Raw genomic sequence first — 18,930 nt, forward strand, 5'->3', positions numbered from 1 at the left:
ATTGAAAGCTCATCAAAAATCCAAAAACAAAGGAAGGTTAAACCTTTTTGATAAGGTGGAAGATGAAGCCATCAATATAGGGGATTCCATTGTAGACGATATTGATCAAGCAGGAAAAGACCTACTGGATGTCTTGAGATTTGCTGGCCACCACGGCTTAGAGCTAGCAGTTTCTTTAATGAGTAACATTCTCATTATTTTTGGAATATTACCAGTGCTTTTTTGGTACCTCATGTCCCTGGCTCTCCAACGTTTGTTTCAATTTGATAAGCCACTCCAAGAAATTGATAAGAAGCTTGAATCCATTCAAAGTATTACCAAATCATGAATTATCGCAATACAACCACTTCATTGGTTATCATTTCACTATTGATATGGTCTTGTTCAAAAAAACAGGCTACCGTTCAAGAAAGCGTTCCAAAGCCAACTCCGGTTACAGACAGTGTAGAAGTGAAAAAAACTTCCCAGATATTAGGCATAGACGTTTCCCATTTCCAAGGCGATGTCAACTGGCCAAAAGTAAAAGATGCCAAGATCACATTTGTTTATGATAAAGCTTCTGAAGGGAAATCCTTTAAAGATCCTGATTATGCCGAAAATAAAATTGGAGCCCATCAAAATGGAATAGCACATGGGTCTTATCATTTTTTCACTTCAGATGCAGACGCTATTGAACAAGCAAATTTATTTATCAGCATCATCGATTATGGACCTGGAGATATGCCTCCGGTTTTGGATTTAGAGCAGGGAGGAATAAAAGGTGAAATCAATCCAACAACTTTTCAATCTGAAGTGTTAAAATGGCTAAATCATGTAGAATCTAAACTTGGAGTAAAACCCATTATTTATACCAATCACGTATTTGGAGATCGATATCTGACTCATGAAGACTTTTCAAATTATCATTTATGGATTGCAGAATACGGAGTTCAACAACCAACCATTCCTAAAACTTGGAGCGATAGGGGTTGGTTAATCTGGCAAAGATCTGAAAGGGGCACCATTGAAGGAGCCATTGGTCAGGTAGACCATGATTTATACAATCCTACCAAACCATTTGAAGTCATAAAAAAATAGGCTCAATACATATTGAGCCTATTTTTTTTGGATGTATTTGAATTTCTACCAAATCAGGACTTGATTATTTGATCTTCTATAGTTGTCTCGGAACAGGTTAAATACGGCAGTGAACTCATGTGTGTTGCCCGGTAAATTATACCCACCACCTGTAGAAAACTCATATAGGTATCCGATTCTTAGCCTGTTGGTCAAGATCCCTAATTGTGCATTGGTTGCATAGTTTATCCTATGGCCCATTCCAACCCATACCCGATCCATCAAAAGGGCTTTCAAATTAAATTCCAGGTTGTCTTTCATGTCTTTTTGACTCCTGTAAAATGCATTGAAAATCACCCCTAAATTTTCACTTATAGATTCTCTATAACCTGCCTGAACCATAATGGCTGTAGGGTAGCCATCCATAAACTCATCTCCAGAAGTAATCTTCCCACCTGCTACTCTATGCATTCCATAGGAAACATAATATTTGGCATGGGTCAACGCAATACCTAGATTAAAGTCTACCACATTCATATTAGAAAATTGGCCAATATATTGACCTAAGGTGGGGTCATTTTGCTCTTCAGTACTCAAAGAATTCCCATCTAATCTAATACTCTGGTAGTTTAACCCCACACCCAAACGTAAGTTATGATGTTCAGTCAATCTCACTCTTGAAGCGTAAGAAAGCAATAATTCGGTTTCTCTAAATGCTCCATAAGTATCATACAACATATTTGCAGACACCGCATTCTTACCCATCAATGCTGGGTCTTCCTCACCTCCAAGTTCTCCAAAATCCAATTCTGCGGATATAAAATAAGTCTTTGGAGCTCCCTCAAATCCTGACCATTGATTTCTTACGAAGCCTCGGATTGTACTCCCTTCATATCCTGTCAACGCAGGGTTGAAGTAACTTTGAAAATGGCTGAAATTGGAGATGTGTTTTCTCGACTGAGCCTCTGCAGTAAATGCTACTGAAAGGACTAAAAAAACCATTGCGATATTTCTGATATTCTTTTTCATTGCAAAATTGAAATGTTTAAAAATTGGGCAACCGGGTTTTTTACGCCCCGGTCACCCAGATTCAGTCTTATTCTATTGTTTTAACAGGTTCAATACACCTCTTCTCACCTCACCTGTTTCTGCTACTTCTATGATCCAGAAGTAAGCCCCAACAGGTAACGATTTACCATCGAAGGTACCATCCCAACGGATATCTGGGTTCTCTGTATAGAACACCCTGTTACCTCCTACTTCCATGATCGAGATCCTTACTCCTTGGTAATACCTCAAGGCAGGAACTCCCCATGTATCATTGACTCCGTCATTATTCGGTGTAAATGTGTTTGGAACATCCAGCTGGCCAAGAGGAGTTCTCTGTCTAGTGATCTGGAAGGATTTCTCAAATACGTTTCCTCCTCGGTCGATCACTTGAAGAGTGATAGTAAATTGGGTCTTACCCTGTGCTCTACCTGCACTGCTCCAGAACAATATACCATCGATCACTTCGAAGTAGTCATTGTCTTGAACTCCTTCAGGTAAACTTAAAGTATGTACATCATCCGTAGGATCTATTACGGTAAATACCCCTATCTCTTGGAAGAATACCGCTGGAAGTCCAATGAAGGTATTTTCACTTAAGGTTACATCAGTTGGAGCAGGCTTGGCCAATACTGTAAGCTCCAAGACTGGCTGAAGTCCCTGAGGGTTAAATACCCCGTCTGGTAATTCCACCGTTCCCAAATAATTCACGGTACCTGATACCAATGGATCATATCCATTGAGATCCCAGATCACAGGGAAGTTGACCACCATTCCTTCTGAAGTGATTCCTACCACTTCTGTTGGAACTTTTAGATCTCCTACTTCTGTGCCCCACAACGCTTCCAACGTCTGATCTACAAATTCAACTACGGCTTTGTCATCCACATAATCAGGAATACCATTTCCATCTTCATCTGGGAAGTCCTCTGCATCATCCGGATCTGTTCCTTGCTGCTCTTCTATATAATCAGGAACTTTATCTCCATCAGTATCCAAGTAATCTCCGGAATTTGAAGGATCTGTTCCCTGCTCATCTTCGACAAAGTCTGGAACTCCATCCCCGTCCAAATCTTGATAATCCATTGGATCTTCTGGATCCGTTCCTTGTTCTTCCTCTACTTCATCTGGAACTCCGTCACCATCGGTATCACCACTGATAATCTCGAATTCTGCACCTGTAAAGTCAATGAGGTAATTGGTACCTGCATTGAGAGATCCTAAAAGAATATCGTACATACCTACACTTTCACCTGCAGTTCTTTCAAGAGTACCTGTCAAGATACTTTCATCATCACCTTCTCCAAATCCAGTAGCAGAATAGGTCAACTCAGGATCAGATTCGCCATACAGTTTGCTTTGTCCTGAATCTGCCACTATTTCCAGCGTTGCAGGAGTAATCGACAATTCAGCGGTCAAGTTAAATGAAGTGAAGTTTGAACCAATGATGGTAGCCGTCACTTCCTGGCTTCCCACTTCTGTTCTACTATTGTTGGTATAGGTCACATCGGATCCAGCTGGAAGTTCTCCACTTATTGCTAGGGACTTGGAAGTACCATCATACACGAAACTACCATCGTTGAACGTGATTCCAGTTATCGTAGCAGGTGTAATGGTTAAATCTGCTGTCAACACCAGCGAATTGTAATTTGAACCGGAAATGGTAGCTGTCACTTCCTGACTTCCTACATCCGTTCTGCTGTTATTGGTATAAGTAACATTTGTTCCAGTTGGCAGAGCTCCGCTAATTGATAGGGACTTGGAAGTACCATCATACACGAAGCTACCATCGTCAAAGGTCACCCCTACGATCATCGCTTTGCTTATCGTAAAGTCGGCACCTGTAAAGTTGATGGCATAGTTGCTTCCTGCATCCAGGGTGCCAAGACTAATTGCATAGCTTCCCACATTCTCACCAGAGGCTCTTACAAGTGCACCCGTTAGAATACTTGTATCATCTCCGTTTTCAAAACCAGAAACCTGATAGGTCAATACCGGATCAGCAGTGCCAAAAACTTTACCTTGTCCAGCATCTGCCACCACATCTAGTACTTTCTCAGCAATCTCAAAGTCTGCTGAAGTAAAGTCAATGATATAGTTGCTGCCTGCATCCAAACTACCCAAGGTAATTGCATACAATCCAACATCCTCCCCTGCTACTCTGCTCAAGGCACCGGTCAATACAGAGGTATTGTCCCCATTACCAAAGTTAGAGGCAGTATAGCCCAGTACTGGATCAGGTGATCCATACACCTTAGCCTGATTCGGATTAGCTACAATACTCAACGTTCGAGGTGTAATAGTGAAATCAGCACCAGTGAAGTTGATCGTATAATTTGAGCCAGCATCCAGCGTACCCAAATTGATCGCATAAGCTCCAACATTTTCTCCCACTGCTCTGGCCAATACTCCACTAAGGACTGCCTCGGTGTCGCCATTTTGTAAACCGGATACCTGGTAAGTGAATATTGGATCTGCATTTCCGTACACCTTGGTCTGACCGGCATCGGCAGTAATACCCAAGGTAGCAGGAGTAATTTCAAAGTCTGCAGAGTTGAAGTTAATGGTGTAATTAGATCCTGCATCAATTGTTCCTGGCTGAATCGCATACATTCCCACATCTTCACCCGCTATTCTGATCAAAGACCCTGAGATAACCGATTCTGTATCCCCATTCTTCAATCCACCCACTGAATACGTGAATACTGGATCAGCCGCACCATATACCTTGGTCTGGCCTGCATCCGCAGTGATATCCAAAGTAGCAGTTGTGATTTCAAAATCTGAAGAGTTAAAGTTGACCGTATAGTTTGAACCTGCGTCTATGGTGCCTGGTTGGATCGCATAATTTCCTACGTCCTCTCCGGCGGTTCTTATCAGAGCACCGGTAACTACAGCTTCGGTATCTCCGTTTTTAAGTCCATTTACGGTATAAGTGAATACTGGATCAGCATCTCCATATACTTTGGACTGGCCTGCATCCGCTGAAATATCAAGTGAAGCAGGGGTGATCTCAAAATTCGCAGGAGTAAAGTTGATGGAATAGTTTGGACCCGCATCTAGGGTTCCTAGTTGAATAGCATATGTTCCGACATTCTCCCCAGCCAGCCTGGTTAAAGCACCGGTGAGAATCGTCTCATCATCCCCACCCTCAAATCCGGTAGCAGTAAAGGTATATACAGGATCTGCATCTCCATATACTTTGCTTTGACCCGGATCTGCAGTAATACTCAATACCTTTGGAACCACCACAATAGTCACTTCTACGTTTACTTGAGATGGATTGCCATTGACATCAGTAACGGTGTAGGTAATAGTATTTATTCCTTCATCATTTCTATCAAAAATAGTTTGACTTAATACCTGTGACTGGATTCCACATGCATCAGTGGAACCTTCATCAATCATGGCAGGCGTCAAATTAACTGTGCCAAATGCATCCACATTCAAGGTAATAGCAGCTTTAGCCAGAATTGTTGGTCCGATCAAATCTTGAACCAAAACATTTGTGACTGCGAAATCAGAATTCCCTGCTTGATCCGTTGCAGTTACCGTAACATTGTTAATTCCAACATCGGAACAGTTAAAATCAGTTTTATCTAATGCTAATTGGATATTTCCGGATGAAGAGTAATCATCCGTAACCGGGGTGGCCAAAAGATCAGCAGCTGTGATCGTTGGTGCATTACCATTCACATCCAATTGAAGTGCTAAACCATTGATCAAAATTGGAGTTGGAGCCAAGATATCAATAGTCACTTGTATGCCTGCTGATGCAGCACTTGTATTGCCAGCGAGGTCAGTAGCAGTAGCCGAAATGCTATGGATTCCAGAAGACAAGGTCGAAGAGGTAATTGACCAGTCGCCAGATCCATTAGCCGTCGTGGAACCTACATTGCCATCTATATTACTGGTCAGCGTGACAGTGGAATTTGGTATTGCAGTCCCCTCGAATGTAGGAGTTACATCATTGGTAATATCATCAGAATCACTGATACCTGAATCACTAGCTGCACTCAAATCAGGTACGCTTGGAGCTGCAGGTGGGGTTTGATCTAATAAAGCTGAGTTATCAGAGACAGTTGCCCCATTGTTACCTGATCCATCTTTAAGGTACACAGATACTGTCAAGGTTCCATCCACCAAGGAAGAAACATTCACGGAAATTGCTTGTGAATTATTAGTTACCAAGGTAGTGCCGGAAACTGTTGCAGTGTTTCCATCACCTGAACTTGAAATGGAATAGAAAGCGGTAGCGCCAATTTCACCATTTGACAAAGTAAATGAAGTATTACTTGCCTCAGATGCATTGATAAGCGCATCATCCCATGCTACGGAGTACCCGGTCGGCGCCCCCACATCTTTATTGGCTGTATTCGAAGCATTTCCTCCTTGATTTCCTGCTGGATCTGTCAAGTAGACCGTCAGGGTTACTAAACCATCCGATAAGCCAGATAAATCATAGCCCGCTCCCCCATTACTAAAGGTTTGGTTTGCAGAGGTCACCAATTCGGAACCTGAAACAGGAGTACCTCCTCCATCACTTGTAAATGAGTAACTCAACGTCGCCCCTGTTTCCAATCCTGTTCCAGTGAACTCAATAATAGTCTGATTAATGGAATTGATCTGAGTTTCTCCTAATAAGTCAATGCTTACAGCATACCCCGAAGGATCCACAGTATCCTTATTTTTTGTATCAGTGGCAGGGGAACCAACATTTCCAAATGCATCTTCCAACGTGGCTGACAACGTGATAATTCCATCTCCCAATCCACTTAAATCAATTCCAGTAATTTGGTCTGATGCGGTTGCAATGGTGCCTGAACCAGATACGGTTCCTCCTCCACCGGAACTGTTGAATTGATAATTATAGATAGCTCCCAATTCTGCACTCGCAAAAGTGAAACTAGCGGCGGTTTGATTGGAATTATTAATTGCGCTCTGATCGATTGCAACTGAGTATCCAGCTGGTGGACTTGCATCTTCATCGATGATGGTAATGGTCACTTGATTTGGAGTTCCCTCAATCGCATTCGTTGGAGTTTCCATATCGATGATTATTGTCTCACTATTTTCCTCAATACCATCAAATTGAGAAGTTACACGGATACTATCCATGATTTCTCCAGGTGAAATCGTGATGGTAGAGCCGGTAATGCTATAATCCGTACCACCTCCAGATGCGGTTCCACTAAAGGATAGAGGTACTGTTACAGTCGTCCCTGCAACTACATCCAAAATTGCCCTCACATAAGCTTGACCACCACTCTCGTCTATTATTGGATTATAAATATTCAATACCTCCAACGTTGCCGTTGGCAGAGGGTCATCATCAACTATGGTATAAGTCAATTGTTGAACTCCATCTTCATTTCCATTGGTAACACTTGTAATATCAATGATTACTGTTTCATTTCCTTCGTAAAGAGCATCTGGAACATTGGTCAAACTAATAGAACCTGTGGTATTACCTGGAGTTATTGTAATTGAGGTACCAGTAGAAGCATAATCTACTCCACCTCCTGTGGCAGTTCCAGAGAATCCCAAGTTAACTGTTACATCTGAGCCGAAGCTGTTTGACAGGGTTGCAGTAATCACAACAGGATCGGCAACTGACTCAGCTTGTGCAATAGTCACACTTGAAAGGGTTACACTAGGTATTGGGGTTACTACATCAATATTGATCGTTCCAAAATTAACGGGAACACCTCCACCAGTTCCTGTATTTCCGTTATCATTTGCCGAAATACTAAGCGTGGCCGCATTATCCCCTGTGGATCCTGGCGCATTGGTGTATTGAATGCTGGAAGCACTGTTTAGGAAGTTTTCTATAGCAGCAGCTGTACCCACCAAGTTCATTGCTCCTGGAATTGGGAAGCTTACCGCGACATCCGCTGTACTTGTTGCAGACAACGTTCCTCCTGAAACTAAGAAGGATAACGTGACATTGCCTGAGCCTGAATCTACGTCTCCAAAAGTAGCTGAGGAAAGATCCAAATTACTTGCAACCCCGTTTTGAACCGAAATATCGGTAGGTAACCCAACAAAGGTAGGATCATCATTGACTGGGGTTATATTGATATTGAAAGAACCAATTTCAACTCTTGTTCCTCCGCCTGTTCCGGTATTTCCATTATCATTTGCTTCCAATGTAACCAATGCCGCATTTACACCTGCCACATTTGAAGCTGGATTATAAACAATGTTTGAGTTAATGCTAATATAGGCTTCTATAGCAGCTTGAGAACCAGTTATAGATATGGTAGGAAATGCATTGCCTGCAAGAGTTACTGGAATTCCTCCTGGGGCAGCTAAAGAGAATGTCCCACTTGAAGTAGTGACAAATAACACTACCTCACTGGAACCCGCATCAATATCAGAAAAAGTACCATTGGATAGTGCCCCAATTAAGGAACTTCCACTTGCATCTTCCAGAACAGTAATGGATGCAGGTAAACCAGAAAATGTCGGATCATCATTGACTGCTTGGATATCAAAGGTTACTGAAGCAACATTTGAATCAACAGAACCATCATTTGAGATAAAGGCGATAGTTCCTGCATTTGTTCCAAACAAATTCGGAGTTGGGGTAAATGTCGCTGCATCCAATGGCAGAATTGATAGCTGCCAAAGTACCTGATGCGGTGAAATTTGCAGAACCATTTCCTGAGCCACCAAATGTGATGCCTGTCGTACCAATGGTAACTGTTCCTCCAGTAATGTTGAACGAGACTGTTTGGTCATCGCCATCCACATCAGCTACTTGAATGTCATCTGCCAAGGAAACCGTTACATCCTCACTAACTGTAGGTGCAGTTGGCGTGGTGGCTGTTGGTGCATTATTGATCAACTTCGTTGAGGTATCAGTTACTTCCGCTCCCTCATTTCCAGATGGGTCTGTTAAGGTAGCCGTAAGGGTGACTGTTCCAGCGCCTAAGCCACTTAAGTCAATTCCGGTAATCTGATCGATGGCAGTGACCAATGTACCACTACCAACTACAGGAGTACCTCCTCCATCACTTGTAAATTCATAATCATAGGTAGCTCCAATTTCGCCCCCACCAAATGTAAAGCTAACATTTCCAGCATTGGCAGCTGTGATTGGATCTTGATCTATCGTAACAGTATATCCTGTAGGGGCATCAAAATCCTTACAGAACTGAAGATTATCTACTGCCATGTAACTAAAACTACCTCCAATTTCAATTTCTAACCCATCCACAAAAGTTCCAGAATTATCTGAACCTCCCTCGGAAGAAAAGTCAACGTAGAAGAAGCCATTGTTAGAAGAGAAATCCGTAGGGAATCCGGTAGACTTGGTAATGGTGTAGACGGTCCCACCATCTTTGATTCCTCTGATGGTTAAGGTTCCATCATCAGTAGGGTTTGGACTTGAACCAGCCTCAGAAGATAAGAAGAATGCGATTTGACTAAAAGTAACAGGTATATTATTAGATAAAGTATAAGTACCTACACCTGTATTTTCGATATAGGTATCTGAACTATTAATACCGAAGCCATTTCTGACATTTACAGCCCAGTTTCCACCTAGGGTAAAGTCTACACCGTTAGAGGTAAAAGATGTGATGCCATCCAAGAAGGTTTCAAAATTTTCTATGTAACAAGCACCTACTAAATGAATTTCCCCATTGACATATTCAAATGGAGGTGTATTGTTTAGATCATCGGCGATATCAGTTCCTGCCAACAGTTTTACCTGAATAGAACCTTCCCCAGAAATACCTGTTACGTTCAAGGTATAAATAGAGCCTGAACCACTAATACCAGTGATGGCACCTGTAGCCGTTCCTGTTCGTATTAATTCAAAATCGTCAGTGGTTACATTATTTGCGTTCTCATCAAATGTCACCTGGAAATCTACAGTTGATGCAGTAGAAATTGGATTGCCTACCTTTAAAATACTGTTCACAGCAGGCGCATCTGAATCAACATCAGGAGCGGCCTCACAGAAATTCATGTTGTCTATGGCCAATTCAATAAATCCACCACTGATGGTAAACACCAATTCATCCACATTCGTATCCCTATAATTTGCGGGTCCCTCGGTAGCAAAATCAAGGGTGAAAAATCCGTTATTGATCGCAGTATTAGTTGGGAAACCAGTTGTTTTGGTAATGGTAAATTGATCTATTCCACCTTTTTTACCGGTGATGACCAAAGTCCCCGTTCCAGTGGGGTTGTTCCCATTGGTCATATCAGAAAGAAACAAATCAATGGTTTTCATGGTAAACTCCGTCCCACTGGAAACTGAAAAAGTACCCGCCGTAAAATTATTGGCAATATACCCACTGGAAGGACCTGCACCGAAACCTAATCTTTTCTCAATCTTCAGTCCTGCGCCCAAAGTAAAGGTTAAACCATTACCACTAAATGTAGTAGACTCATCGGTTTCAGTTTCAAAAGTTTCAACAAAACACTCTCCGACGTTATGAATTTGGCCTAAAGTAAAGGCAGGAGTTCCTGTGACATCATCATCATTCGCGATATCCGTTCCTGCTTTTAGATCTAAACGAATAGTTCCTTCTCCATCAATTCCATTTACGGTCACCGTATAGGTGGTTCCTGAACCTGATACAGCACCTACTGTTCCGGTGGTACCAACTGTAGTCAATTCAAAGTCATCAGACGTGACATTTTTTGCATTTTTTGAAAAAGTAACGGTGTAATCTACCGTGGTTGCAGTGGTCACAGGAGTGCCAACAAGTGCAATGCTTGAAACCACTGGAGGGTTTCCGTCCACTGGGGTGTATGGACTTCCATAAGTAAAATTATCAATTAGTACATAAAGATCTACCCCTTCAATTCTAATTTCATCGACATCATAAAAATCTGGGTTAGCCACGAAATTTTTAGCTCCATTTGCCCTACTGTCAAAATCTAAGTTTACTGTAGATCCAACTTGACTTCCACTTTTAAAAGCTTTTACAGTTCCTGATGAAGACGAACAGCCGCAACCTTCTTGCAACCAAATACTAATCAGTTGAAAAGCTGAGCCATCTACTTTACTGATTTTCCATCCAGTTACACCCCTGAGGATAAATTGGTATCATCTAATGCCCTAGTATCATTAAAACCTTGATCAAATGAACTGACATTTGCATCATTATTTGAACCTGAAAAAATTTGAAACCTTACACCTGAATTATCATAAGTATTAGTTCCATTCAAAGAATTTCCCGTTGATCCAGTGATTTCATCAAAATTTACTGTGGTTTGGGCTTGACTAAAAATATGAATCCCTATCAAGAAAGGGAGTAAAAGTAAAAATCGAGCAGTAAAAGTATTCATAGTATAGAGGTGTTAACTTTTCATTAAAATAAATACCGGGTAAACATCCCTGTCTACCCGGCAGCTATTTAATTTCTTGAAGGAAATATTCCTTGAAGGCAAATAATATAATATATTCCTAAGTAGGGGTTCCGAGTGTTCACAGGAATACTTCCTCCTGAATTCCCAATTGCATTACTTCCCATGACCCCAGTTGGTGTAGGCCCATATGACATTACATCATAAGTCTGACCTCCTCTCTCTATTTGGACTTGAGAATTTGCCAGATATGTGTTCGCAGGTGAAGAGGTTGTTCCAGCAGCATTACTTACATTTAAAGCATGTGAATGGCTTGGCATATTTTGAGTCGAAAGAGTCACTGTCTCAGTTCCACCTCTTGCTCCAAGTCGAGCATCAGATAGTCCCGGTCCGGCACCGGGTCCAATTACCGTTCTACCTCTCAAATCCGGCAAGGCAAAAGTCGTTCTTCCGTCTCCGCCATAAATGGTTCCTATGATTGAAAATAATGCTGTATTTTGAGAGATAGGCAAGAGTTGGCCATTGCAAAACGCCCAAGTTCTAGGGGCAAAATTCCCACCAAACATCCTGATTTCTCCTATTGTACCTTCCATGTTCTAAAAATTTAAGTTTATTGATTAAAATGATTTTAAGAGTTTTAATTTCTTGAAGGGTAAAGCCCCTGTAGGCAAATAATGTAATTTGCTGCCAAATAGGGATTTCTGATATTGAATGGAATACTTCCTCCTGAATTTCCTATCGCATTTGAAGCCATAGTGGATGTGGGACTTGCTCCATAGGCATTGACATCTTTTGGAGTACCGCCACGTTCTACCACCACAGAAGATGCCGCGGGATAATTTCCTACTGGGGTAGAGCTTGTACCTGCCGCATTACTGACATTCAATTGGTGGTTGTGGCTTGGTAGGTTTTGAACCGTTAACGTAACTTGCTCAGATCCAGATCTTGAACCTTGGGGGATATTTGGAAGCCCTGGACCTGTTCCAGGACTAATTGCTGCTCTTCCTCTCAAGTCCGGCAAAGCAAAAGTTGTTCTTCCGTCACCACCGTAAATAGTGCCTAAAATTGAAAATAGTGCGGAATTTTGAGCAATAGCTAATAATTGACCATTGCAAAAAGCCCAAGATCTCGGAGCAAAATTTCCTGCGAAAATTCTTACCTCTCCTATCATGCCTTCCATATTCTAAAAATTTAAGTTTGTGTTTATTTATTTTAAAGTTGTTATTCAAGTTTAATTCCTTGAAGGGAATATGCCATATAAACAAATTATATAGTTAATACCTAAATAAGGATTTTGTACAGAAACAGGAATGCTCCCTCCTGTAGATCCTACTGAACTGGCTACCATTATAGCATTGGGTGTAGGGCCATATGAATTTACATTATATATTTCCCCGCCTCTTTCAAGTTGTACCTGTGCATTGGCGGGTACATTATTGGTTGGGGAGGCACTTGTACCAGCAGCATTTTCTGCATTTAAGGTATGGTTATGATTCGGCAGATTTTGTATGGTCAGATTCACCGTATTCACACCAGCCCTTTGTCCCTGATTGATCGAAGATAAACCAGGTCCCTGTCCTGGGCTAATTGGTGCTCTCCCCTCAAATCAGGTAATGCAAAAGTGGTTCTGCCATCTCCTCCATAGATAGTTCCTAAAATTGAAAATAAGGCCGAGTTCTGTGCTATTGCCAACAATTGACCGTTACAAAAGGCCCATGATCTCGGAGCAAAATTCCCAGCAAATAGTCTGATTTCCCCAATAGTCGGTTCCATATTAAAAATTGTTTAATGAATGAAAATTTATACTTATATATTTTGGACCGGAAAAAAATTTCCAAATCTTTAATCTCTCTTAAAACTATTGATCACACTTTCTTTCAATTCTATTTCAGAGTTATTTTCTTCTTTTTCTGATTGAATACTTAATAAAGTCTGTTTTCCTTGCTGATTGGGCAAAACCCACAAATTATTGGTCTTCGATGAAACACAAGTAGCAAAGAAAACATCCACATGATCACTACTTGAAATCACATCTGCCCATGAACTTTTTGAATCCTTTAACTTTGGATCTGTCAGCAAACAAAAGACTTGCTCACAATCTAGGTTCTGCTTTAAAAAGTCCGCCTTTTTATTTACAAATAGCATGGCCTGATCTACCGAATTGAAAGATTGGTCAAAATCAATCCCCAAAATCCCTACTCTTTTTCCAAGTCTTTTTGTAATCAGATAGTCCTTTACATACTCGGGCTTTTCCTTTAAACTAGAATTTACCCAAGGCAGACCGGAAGAATTAGGGTCACTGGCAATCATTTTAGCATTACCTCCATACAACAAAGCATCTATGGTCTCTTTTGACTCAAATTCTGAAAAATTAAAATCCCTTACATGAGTCAATACTGTAAACCCTGACTTCAATGTTTGGAAAGGCTCCAAATCTCGCCCTTCAAAAAACTTCAAAGTCTTTAATCCAACATGAATAATAGACTTTGCTTTTTTGACAACTTTTTCGGATTCTATGCCCCAACTCATTCCCGGAATAGAAAAAGCTCCAACTACTAATGAAATCTTCTGAACAAATTTCCTTCTCCTAACATCCATTTATTAAAAATATTAACTTCAAATCTTTAGAAAAATCAGAAAAAAAACTGGCAATCCCAAAATTATTCAATAACGTAAAAGTTAATATTTTAGCTAATATCTTATTTATTGTGTTACGTTTCAACTAATAAATAAAAAAATATACCTCAACTCCTCATTTTAAAGTCTAAACACCTAGCTTTTCATGAGAATTGACCCCCATTGCGGCTAGTTTTTGTCCAGAAATTATCGTGCCTTCCAGCTGTAAAATATTTATTCTTAAATACTTCATATCTGCACAAAGAACAAAAATCCCGTAATTGGGATCGGCATAAACAATGGAGCCTGGCACAAAAATCCCGGTAATATTTACATCAGCTGGACTCACTTCCAAGATTTTGATTGGATTACCTCTAAAAGTAGTGATTGCTCCTCCATATTTAGGATTTGATGCATTGACCAAAGCTTCCACCTCATCAGCTCGCTGCTTTTTCCAATCTATCCTTAATATCTCGTCAGTAGGCTTAGATTTAGGTTTCAGGTTTTCTTCGATGGGTTTTCGATCAAATTGAATTTGACCGGAAAAGTAGGATTCCAATTTACCCGGAAAAGAGACAGAAAGCCGAGATGCCAATAACCCATAAGGTTCTCCCGGAAAAACTGGAATAGGAAACTCAACTATTAATTCTCCTGAATCCCATTCCTCGTTTATTTTATGAACACTGATCGTCACTACTTTCTCCTCATTCCTGATCGCCCAAAACAACGGATCCGGTCCAGCGAATTCCGGTAGTTTACCAAAATGCACATTATATACCCCCTCTTTTATAGTCTCAAATACCGTGGCGGGTATTTTATAAGAGAAACCAAAACTGATCCCCACTTCTACCTGAAGTTCCGAGAGCTTGGAGCTTAAGGATTCCAAATCAGAACTTTGCCAATTAAAAACGGGGATATTCTCTTCTTTCAAGTATTCAAGCAAAAAGTCATTTGAATTAGGCTGTTTAGTTCTTGAAACTACTCCTACCACTTCGTGAATATTTTTGAAATGTTGAATGGTAGGAATGCACCAATTACTTTGGGTAAAAAATATAATTTTCATGAAAGGACAATTTTCTAAACCTGAAACTAATTGTATTAATCCAGCATACAAACTTAAATTTTCTCTAAAAAAAAAAAACCCGATATAAATTCTAGAAACTTCTAGGATCCTCCTTAATTTCAAGTTCTATTAGTTAAAATAATTACATGCGCATTCAACCATTATTCTTCGCCCATCGCACCAAAGCTTTGTCTGTTCTAGCTTTTATATTTCTGCAGACCATGGAAGTAAAAGCACAAATTTTTAGGTCTCCCCAAGAATTCACCCATCAAGACACGCTACGAGGAAGCAATACCAAAGACCGCGCTTGGTGGAATTTGGAACAGTATCATTTGGACATCAAAGTTGATCCCGAAACCAAGACGATCAAAGGTTCTAATACAGTCACCTATCAGGTCATTTCTGAATCCAAAAAGCTTCAAATTGAGCTTCAAGAGCCTATGACCTTGTTAAAAGCCATTCAAAATGGAGATGAATTGGAATTTGAAAAAGATGGTTATTCTTATTTGATCACTTTGCAAGATCCTCAGAACATCGGTGAAAGCTACCAGGTGGAACTTCAATTTGAAGGTTCACCAGTGATCGCGGTTCGACCTCCCTGGGATGGTGGGTTGACCTGGAGTCAGGACAGTAATGGACTTCCGTTTATTGCAAATTCCAATCAAGGAATCGGGGCTAGTATATGGTGGCCCAATAAAGACTACCCTGCAGATGAACCGGATCAAGGAGTATTGATATCAGTGGAAGTTCCAGAAAATTTAATGGATGTTTCCAATGGGAGGTTGATCAAGACCGAGCATAATAAAAAGGCTAAAACCAAGACTTACCATTGGGAAGTAAAAAATCCGATCAACAATTACGGGGTCAATATCAATATTGGGGATTATGTCCATTTCTCTGAAAAATACGAAGGAGAGAAAGGCATATTGGATATGGACTATTATGTACTAAGAGAAAACCTTGAAAAGGCAAAAAGTCAATTCAAAGATGCCCCAAAAATGATGGAAGCCTTTGAACATTGGTTTGGACCCTACCCTTTCTATGAGGATAGTTACAAATTAGTGGAAACTCCCTACCTGGGGATGGAGCATCAGAGTTCAGTGACTTATGGTAATAATTATGCGAATGGTTATTTAGGAAGGGACCTAAGCGGAACTGGTTGGGGATTGAAATTCGATTTTATCATTATCCATGAATCAGGACATGAATGGTTTGCCAATAACATCACTTACAAGGATGTTGCGGACATGTGGATTCATGAAAGCTTTACTGCTTACTCTGAAAACCTTTTCCTGGACTATTATTATGGAAAAGAAGCCAGTCGGGATTATGTATTGGGAACCCGTAAAAATATTAATAACGACAACCCCATAATAGGCCCTTATGGTGTCAATCAAGAAGGGTCAGGAGATATGTATTACAAAGGAGCCAATATGCTTCATACTATAAGGCAACTAGTGAATGACGATGAAAAATGGAGGGAGATCCTGAGAGGATTAAATAAAGAGTTTTATCACCAGACTGTTACCACTGAACAGGTAGAAACTTACATTAGTACTCAATCAAATATCAATTTATCATCTGTGTTTGACCAATATTTAAGAGATGTAAGGATCCCAATTTTCAGTTACTACATAGAAGGAAATAAATTGAATTTCAGATGGGAGAATTCCTTAATGACTTTTGACATGCCTGTTAAAATAAAATTGGGAATAGGTAAAGAACTTTGGCTAAAACCCACCACCCGATGGGCAAGTGTAGAATTAGATACTGATGTTGAAAGATTGTCTGTTGATTCGAATTTTTATGTTGGAATGATGAATATTTCTGGTAAGTAAAAACCTTAGTCTAAAGGAAATATGATTTAATACATTCTGATAAAAATTCACACGTCATAGGAATTCCCATGACGTGTTTTTTTATTATTAATGCTTTTGCTTCTATATTTCATTTTGAAACAATAACAATACTCCTCATTCCATATGCTTCAACTCTTTGAAAAAGCAAAACAAACTCCCCACAAAACAGCCATTGTGGCAGGGGGAAATCATTATTCCTATCAAACTTTATTAGAAAAGAGCGAGCAGATTTCCAGCTTTTTATTGGATGAAAAAAAGGACCTACTTCAGGAACGGGTTGCATTTATGGTGGCTCCTGGATTTGATTACGTGGCAGTCCAATGGGGAATCTGGAGAGCCGGGGGATTGCAGTTCCGCTATGCATCAGCTATCCTTTTCCTTCATTGCAGTATGTGATCGAGGATACGCAATCTAAATTTCTGATCGTAGGGCCTGAATATGAGTCCATCCTTCAACCCTACCGAAATCATTCAGAAACCCAATTCATAGCCTTGGGAGAAATGCAGAACAGGAAGGAAAAACCGCTTCCTGAAATTGGGAAAGGTCGGGGGGCAATGATTCTTTATACTTCCGGCACCACCTCTCTGCCCAAAGGGGTCTTAACCACCCATGCCAACTTGGAATCTCAAATCAGTACCCTGGTGAAGGCTTGGGCCTGGACTTCGGAAGATTACATTTTGGAGCTTTTACCCCTGCACCATGTACATGGAATCATCAATGTGCTATGCTGCGCCCTTTGGTCCGGTGCTACTGTTGAGTTTTTAAATCCATTTGATGCCAAACAGGTTTTTGAAATTTTCGAAGGGGCAAACTCAATGTCTTCATGGCCGTCCCTACCATATATTATAAACTCATCTCAGCATTTGAAAGCTATAGTCTTGAACGACAAGCCGAATTAAAAAATGCATGGAATCCTTCCGTTTGATGATTTCAGGTTCTGCTGCTTTGCCGGTATCCGTCATGGAAAAATGGAAAGAGATTTCTGGGCATTATTTATTGGAGCGCTATGGCATGACAGAAATCGGAATGGCTGTCAGCAATCCCTATGATGGAGAACGAAGAGCAGGCCATATCGGTCAGCCTTTATCTGGAGTAGAACTCTGCCTTTTGGATGAGGATGGAAAACTGGTCAATCCGGGTGAGCCAGGAGAAATTCACATCAAGGGTCCTTCTGTATTCAAGGAATATTGGGGCAAACCTGAAGCAACCCAAAAAAGCTTTACTTCGGATGGTTGGTTCAAGACCGGAGACATCGCAGTACTGGATGATGGGTATTACCGAATCCTGGGAAGAGACTCTATCGACATCATTAAATCCGGAGGATACAAAATTTCTGCCTTAGAAATTGAAGAAGTCTTGAGAAAGCATCCTTCCATAAAGGACTGTGGAGTAATCGGGATTCCCAATGAGGAATGGGGAGAATTGGTCGTTGCGGCTTTGGTAACTTCCGAAAAAATCGACTTGGAACAATTAACTATTTGGATGAGAGAACGGATGCCAACCTATAAAACACCAAGGAGATACCTGGTCCTGGAAGAACTTCCAAGAAATGCCATGGGCAAAGTGACTAAAAATGAATTGAAGAAATTATTCTAACACCTATGATCATTTACGGACTTGCCATTCTTTCATTTTCATTTGTTGTCGGCCAATGGTTAGGGGAACTCCTCGGAAAACTTATGGGGATTAATTCCAATGTGGGCGGGGTTGGTTTTGCCATGTTGATCCTGATGCTTTTAAAAGAGGTTTTTGAACGAAAGGGCTGGTGGAAAGATGAAATGATTTTGGGCATAGATTTCTGGAATAAAATGTACATCCCGGTAGTCATCGCGATGGCCGCCAGCCTGAATGTTAAATCTGCGATTTCCAGTGGAAACCTTGCCATTTTAGTAGGAATCCTTCCTGTTATTTTAGGTTTTGCCTTTTTCCCTTTTTTGATGAAAGCATTCAAGCAATAATACG

14 protein-coding genes and 1 pseudogene are annotated in these 18,930 nt (G+C 40.7%); 5 read left to right on the forward strand and 10 right to left on the reverse strand.

What is annotated here, in order from left to right; translation table 11 throughout:
* Position 1: 1 nt before the first annotated feature.
* On the forward strand, positions 2–328 hold the full coding sequence (locus V8V91_RS03300; protein WP_373398740.1) for a hypothetical protein: 327 nt from the start codon (positions 2–4) through the stop codon (positions 326–328).
* Positions 325–1,077, forward strand: coding sequence for a glycoside hydrolase family 25 protein (locus V8V91_RS03305; RefSeq protein ID WP_373398741.1), 753 nt, complete (start codon positions 325–327; stop codon positions 1,075–1,077). The genes V8V91_RS03300 and V8V91_RS03305 overlap by 4 nt, the downstream gene beginning before the upstream one ends.
* A gap of 45 nt (positions 1,078–1,122) precedes the next feature.
* Here the strand turns inward: V8V91_RS03305 and V8V91_RS03310 are convergent, their stop codons facing one another.
* The 10 genes from V8V91_RS03310 to V8V91_RS03355 all read right to left on the reverse strand — a co-directional run bounded on the left by V8V91_RS03310 (position 1,123) and on the right by V8V91_RS03355 (position 15,109).
* Positions 1,123–2,085, reverse strand: a complete 963-nt coding sequence (locus V8V91_RS03310; RefSeq protein WP_373398742.1) for a type IX secretion system membrane protein PorP/SprF — start codon at positions 2,083–2,085, stop codon at positions 1,123–1,125.
* Positions 2,086–2,157: 72 nt separating this feature from the next.
* A complete protein-coding gene (locus tag V8V91_RS03315) occupies positions 2,158–7,962 on the reverse strand; it encodes an MBG domain-containing protein (RefSeq protein WP_373400606.1) in 5,805 nt (1,934 codons plus the stop codon).
* Positions 7,963–8,635: 673 nt separating this feature from the next.
* On the reverse strand, positions 8,636–11,089 hold the full coding sequence (locus V8V91_RS03320) for a hypothetical protein (RefSeq protein WP_373398743.1): 2,454 nt from the start codon (positions 11,087–11,089) through the stop codon (positions 8,636–8,638).
* Positions 11,090–11,145: 56 nt separating this feature from the next.
* Positions 11,146–11,412 (reverse strand): hypothetical protein, encoded by a 267-nt coding sequence (locus tag V8V91_RS03325; RefSeq protein WP_373398744.1) that lies wholly within the window; start codon positions 11,410–11,412, stop codon positions 11,146–11,148.
* Positions 11,413–11,480: 68 nt separating this feature from the next.
* On the reverse strand, positions 11,481–12,023 hold the full coding sequence (locus tag V8V91_RS03330) for a phage tail protein (RefSeq protein ID WP_373398745.1): 543 nt from the start codon (positions 12,021–12,023) through the stop codon (positions 11,481–11,483).
* Positions 12,024–12,067: 44 nt separating this feature from the next.
* Positions 12,068–12,610 (reverse strand): phage tail protein, encoded by a 543-nt coding sequence (locus V8V91_RS03335; protein ID WP_373398746.1) that lies wholly within the window; start codon positions 12,608–12,610, stop codon positions 12,068–12,070.
* A 51-nt stretch (positions 12,611–12,661) separates the two neighbouring features.
* Positions 12,662–12,952: a phage tail protein gene (locus tag V8V91_RS03340; protein ID WP_373398747.1), complete on the reverse strand. Its 291-nt coding sequence runs from the start codon at positions 12,950–12,952 to the stop codon at positions 12,662–12,664.
* A gap of 5 nt (positions 12,953–12,957) precedes the next feature.
* Positions 12,958–13,203 carry a phage tail protein gene (locus tag V8V91_RS03345; RefSeq protein WP_373398748.1) on the reverse strand — a complete coding sequence of 82 codons (246 nt, stop codon included), beginning with the start codon at positions 13,201–13,203 and terminating at the stop codon, positions 12,958–12,960.
* 69 nt (positions 13,204–13,272) lie between these two features.
* Entirely contained in the window at positions 13,273–14,028 is a 756-nt protein-coding gene (locus V8V91_RS03350; RefSeq protein ID WP_373398749.1) for a hypothetical protein, read from the reverse strand.
* Positions 14,029–14,194: 166 nt separating this feature from the next.
* The gene (locus V8V91_RS03355; protein ID WP_373398750.1) at positions 14,195–15,109 is read right to left on the reverse strand and encodes a methionyl-tRNA formyltransferase; all 915 of its coding nucleotides are present in this window, start codon (positions 15,107–15,109) and stop codon (positions 14,195–14,197) included.
* 221 nt (positions 15,110–15,330) lie between these two features.
* Here V8V91_RS03355 and V8V91_RS03360 point away from each other — a divergent pair, with 221 nt between their 5' ends.
* The 3 genes and pseudogenes from V8V91_RS03360 (at position 15,331) to V8V91_RS03370 (ending at position 18,926) form a co-directional block, all read left to right on the forward strand.
* Positions 15,331–16,947 carry a M1 family metallopeptidase gene (locus V8V91_RS03360; RefSeq protein WP_373400608.1) on the forward strand — a complete coding sequence of 539 codons (1,617 nt, stop codon included), beginning with the start codon at positions 15,331–15,333 and terminating at the stop codon, positions 16,945–16,947.
* 144 nt (positions 16,948–17,091) lie between these two features.
* Positions 17,092–18,564: pseudogene (locus tag V8V91_RS03365) on the forward strand (acyl-CoA synthetase).
* Positions 18,565–18,569: 5 nt separating this feature from the next.
* Positions 18,570–18,926, forward strand: coding sequence for a malonate transporter subunit MadL (locus tag V8V91_RS03370; RefSeq protein WP_373398751.1), 357 nt, complete (start codon positions 18,570–18,572; stop codon positions 18,924–18,926).
* The last annotated feature ends 4 nt before the right edge of the window (positions 18,927–18,930 follow it).

Origin of the sequence: Algoriphagus halophilus (assembly GCF_041729275.1) — a bacterium.
Lineage (GTDB): Bacteria > Bacteroidota > Bacteroidia > Cytophagales > Cyclobacteriaceae > Algoriphagus > Algoriphagus halophilus_A.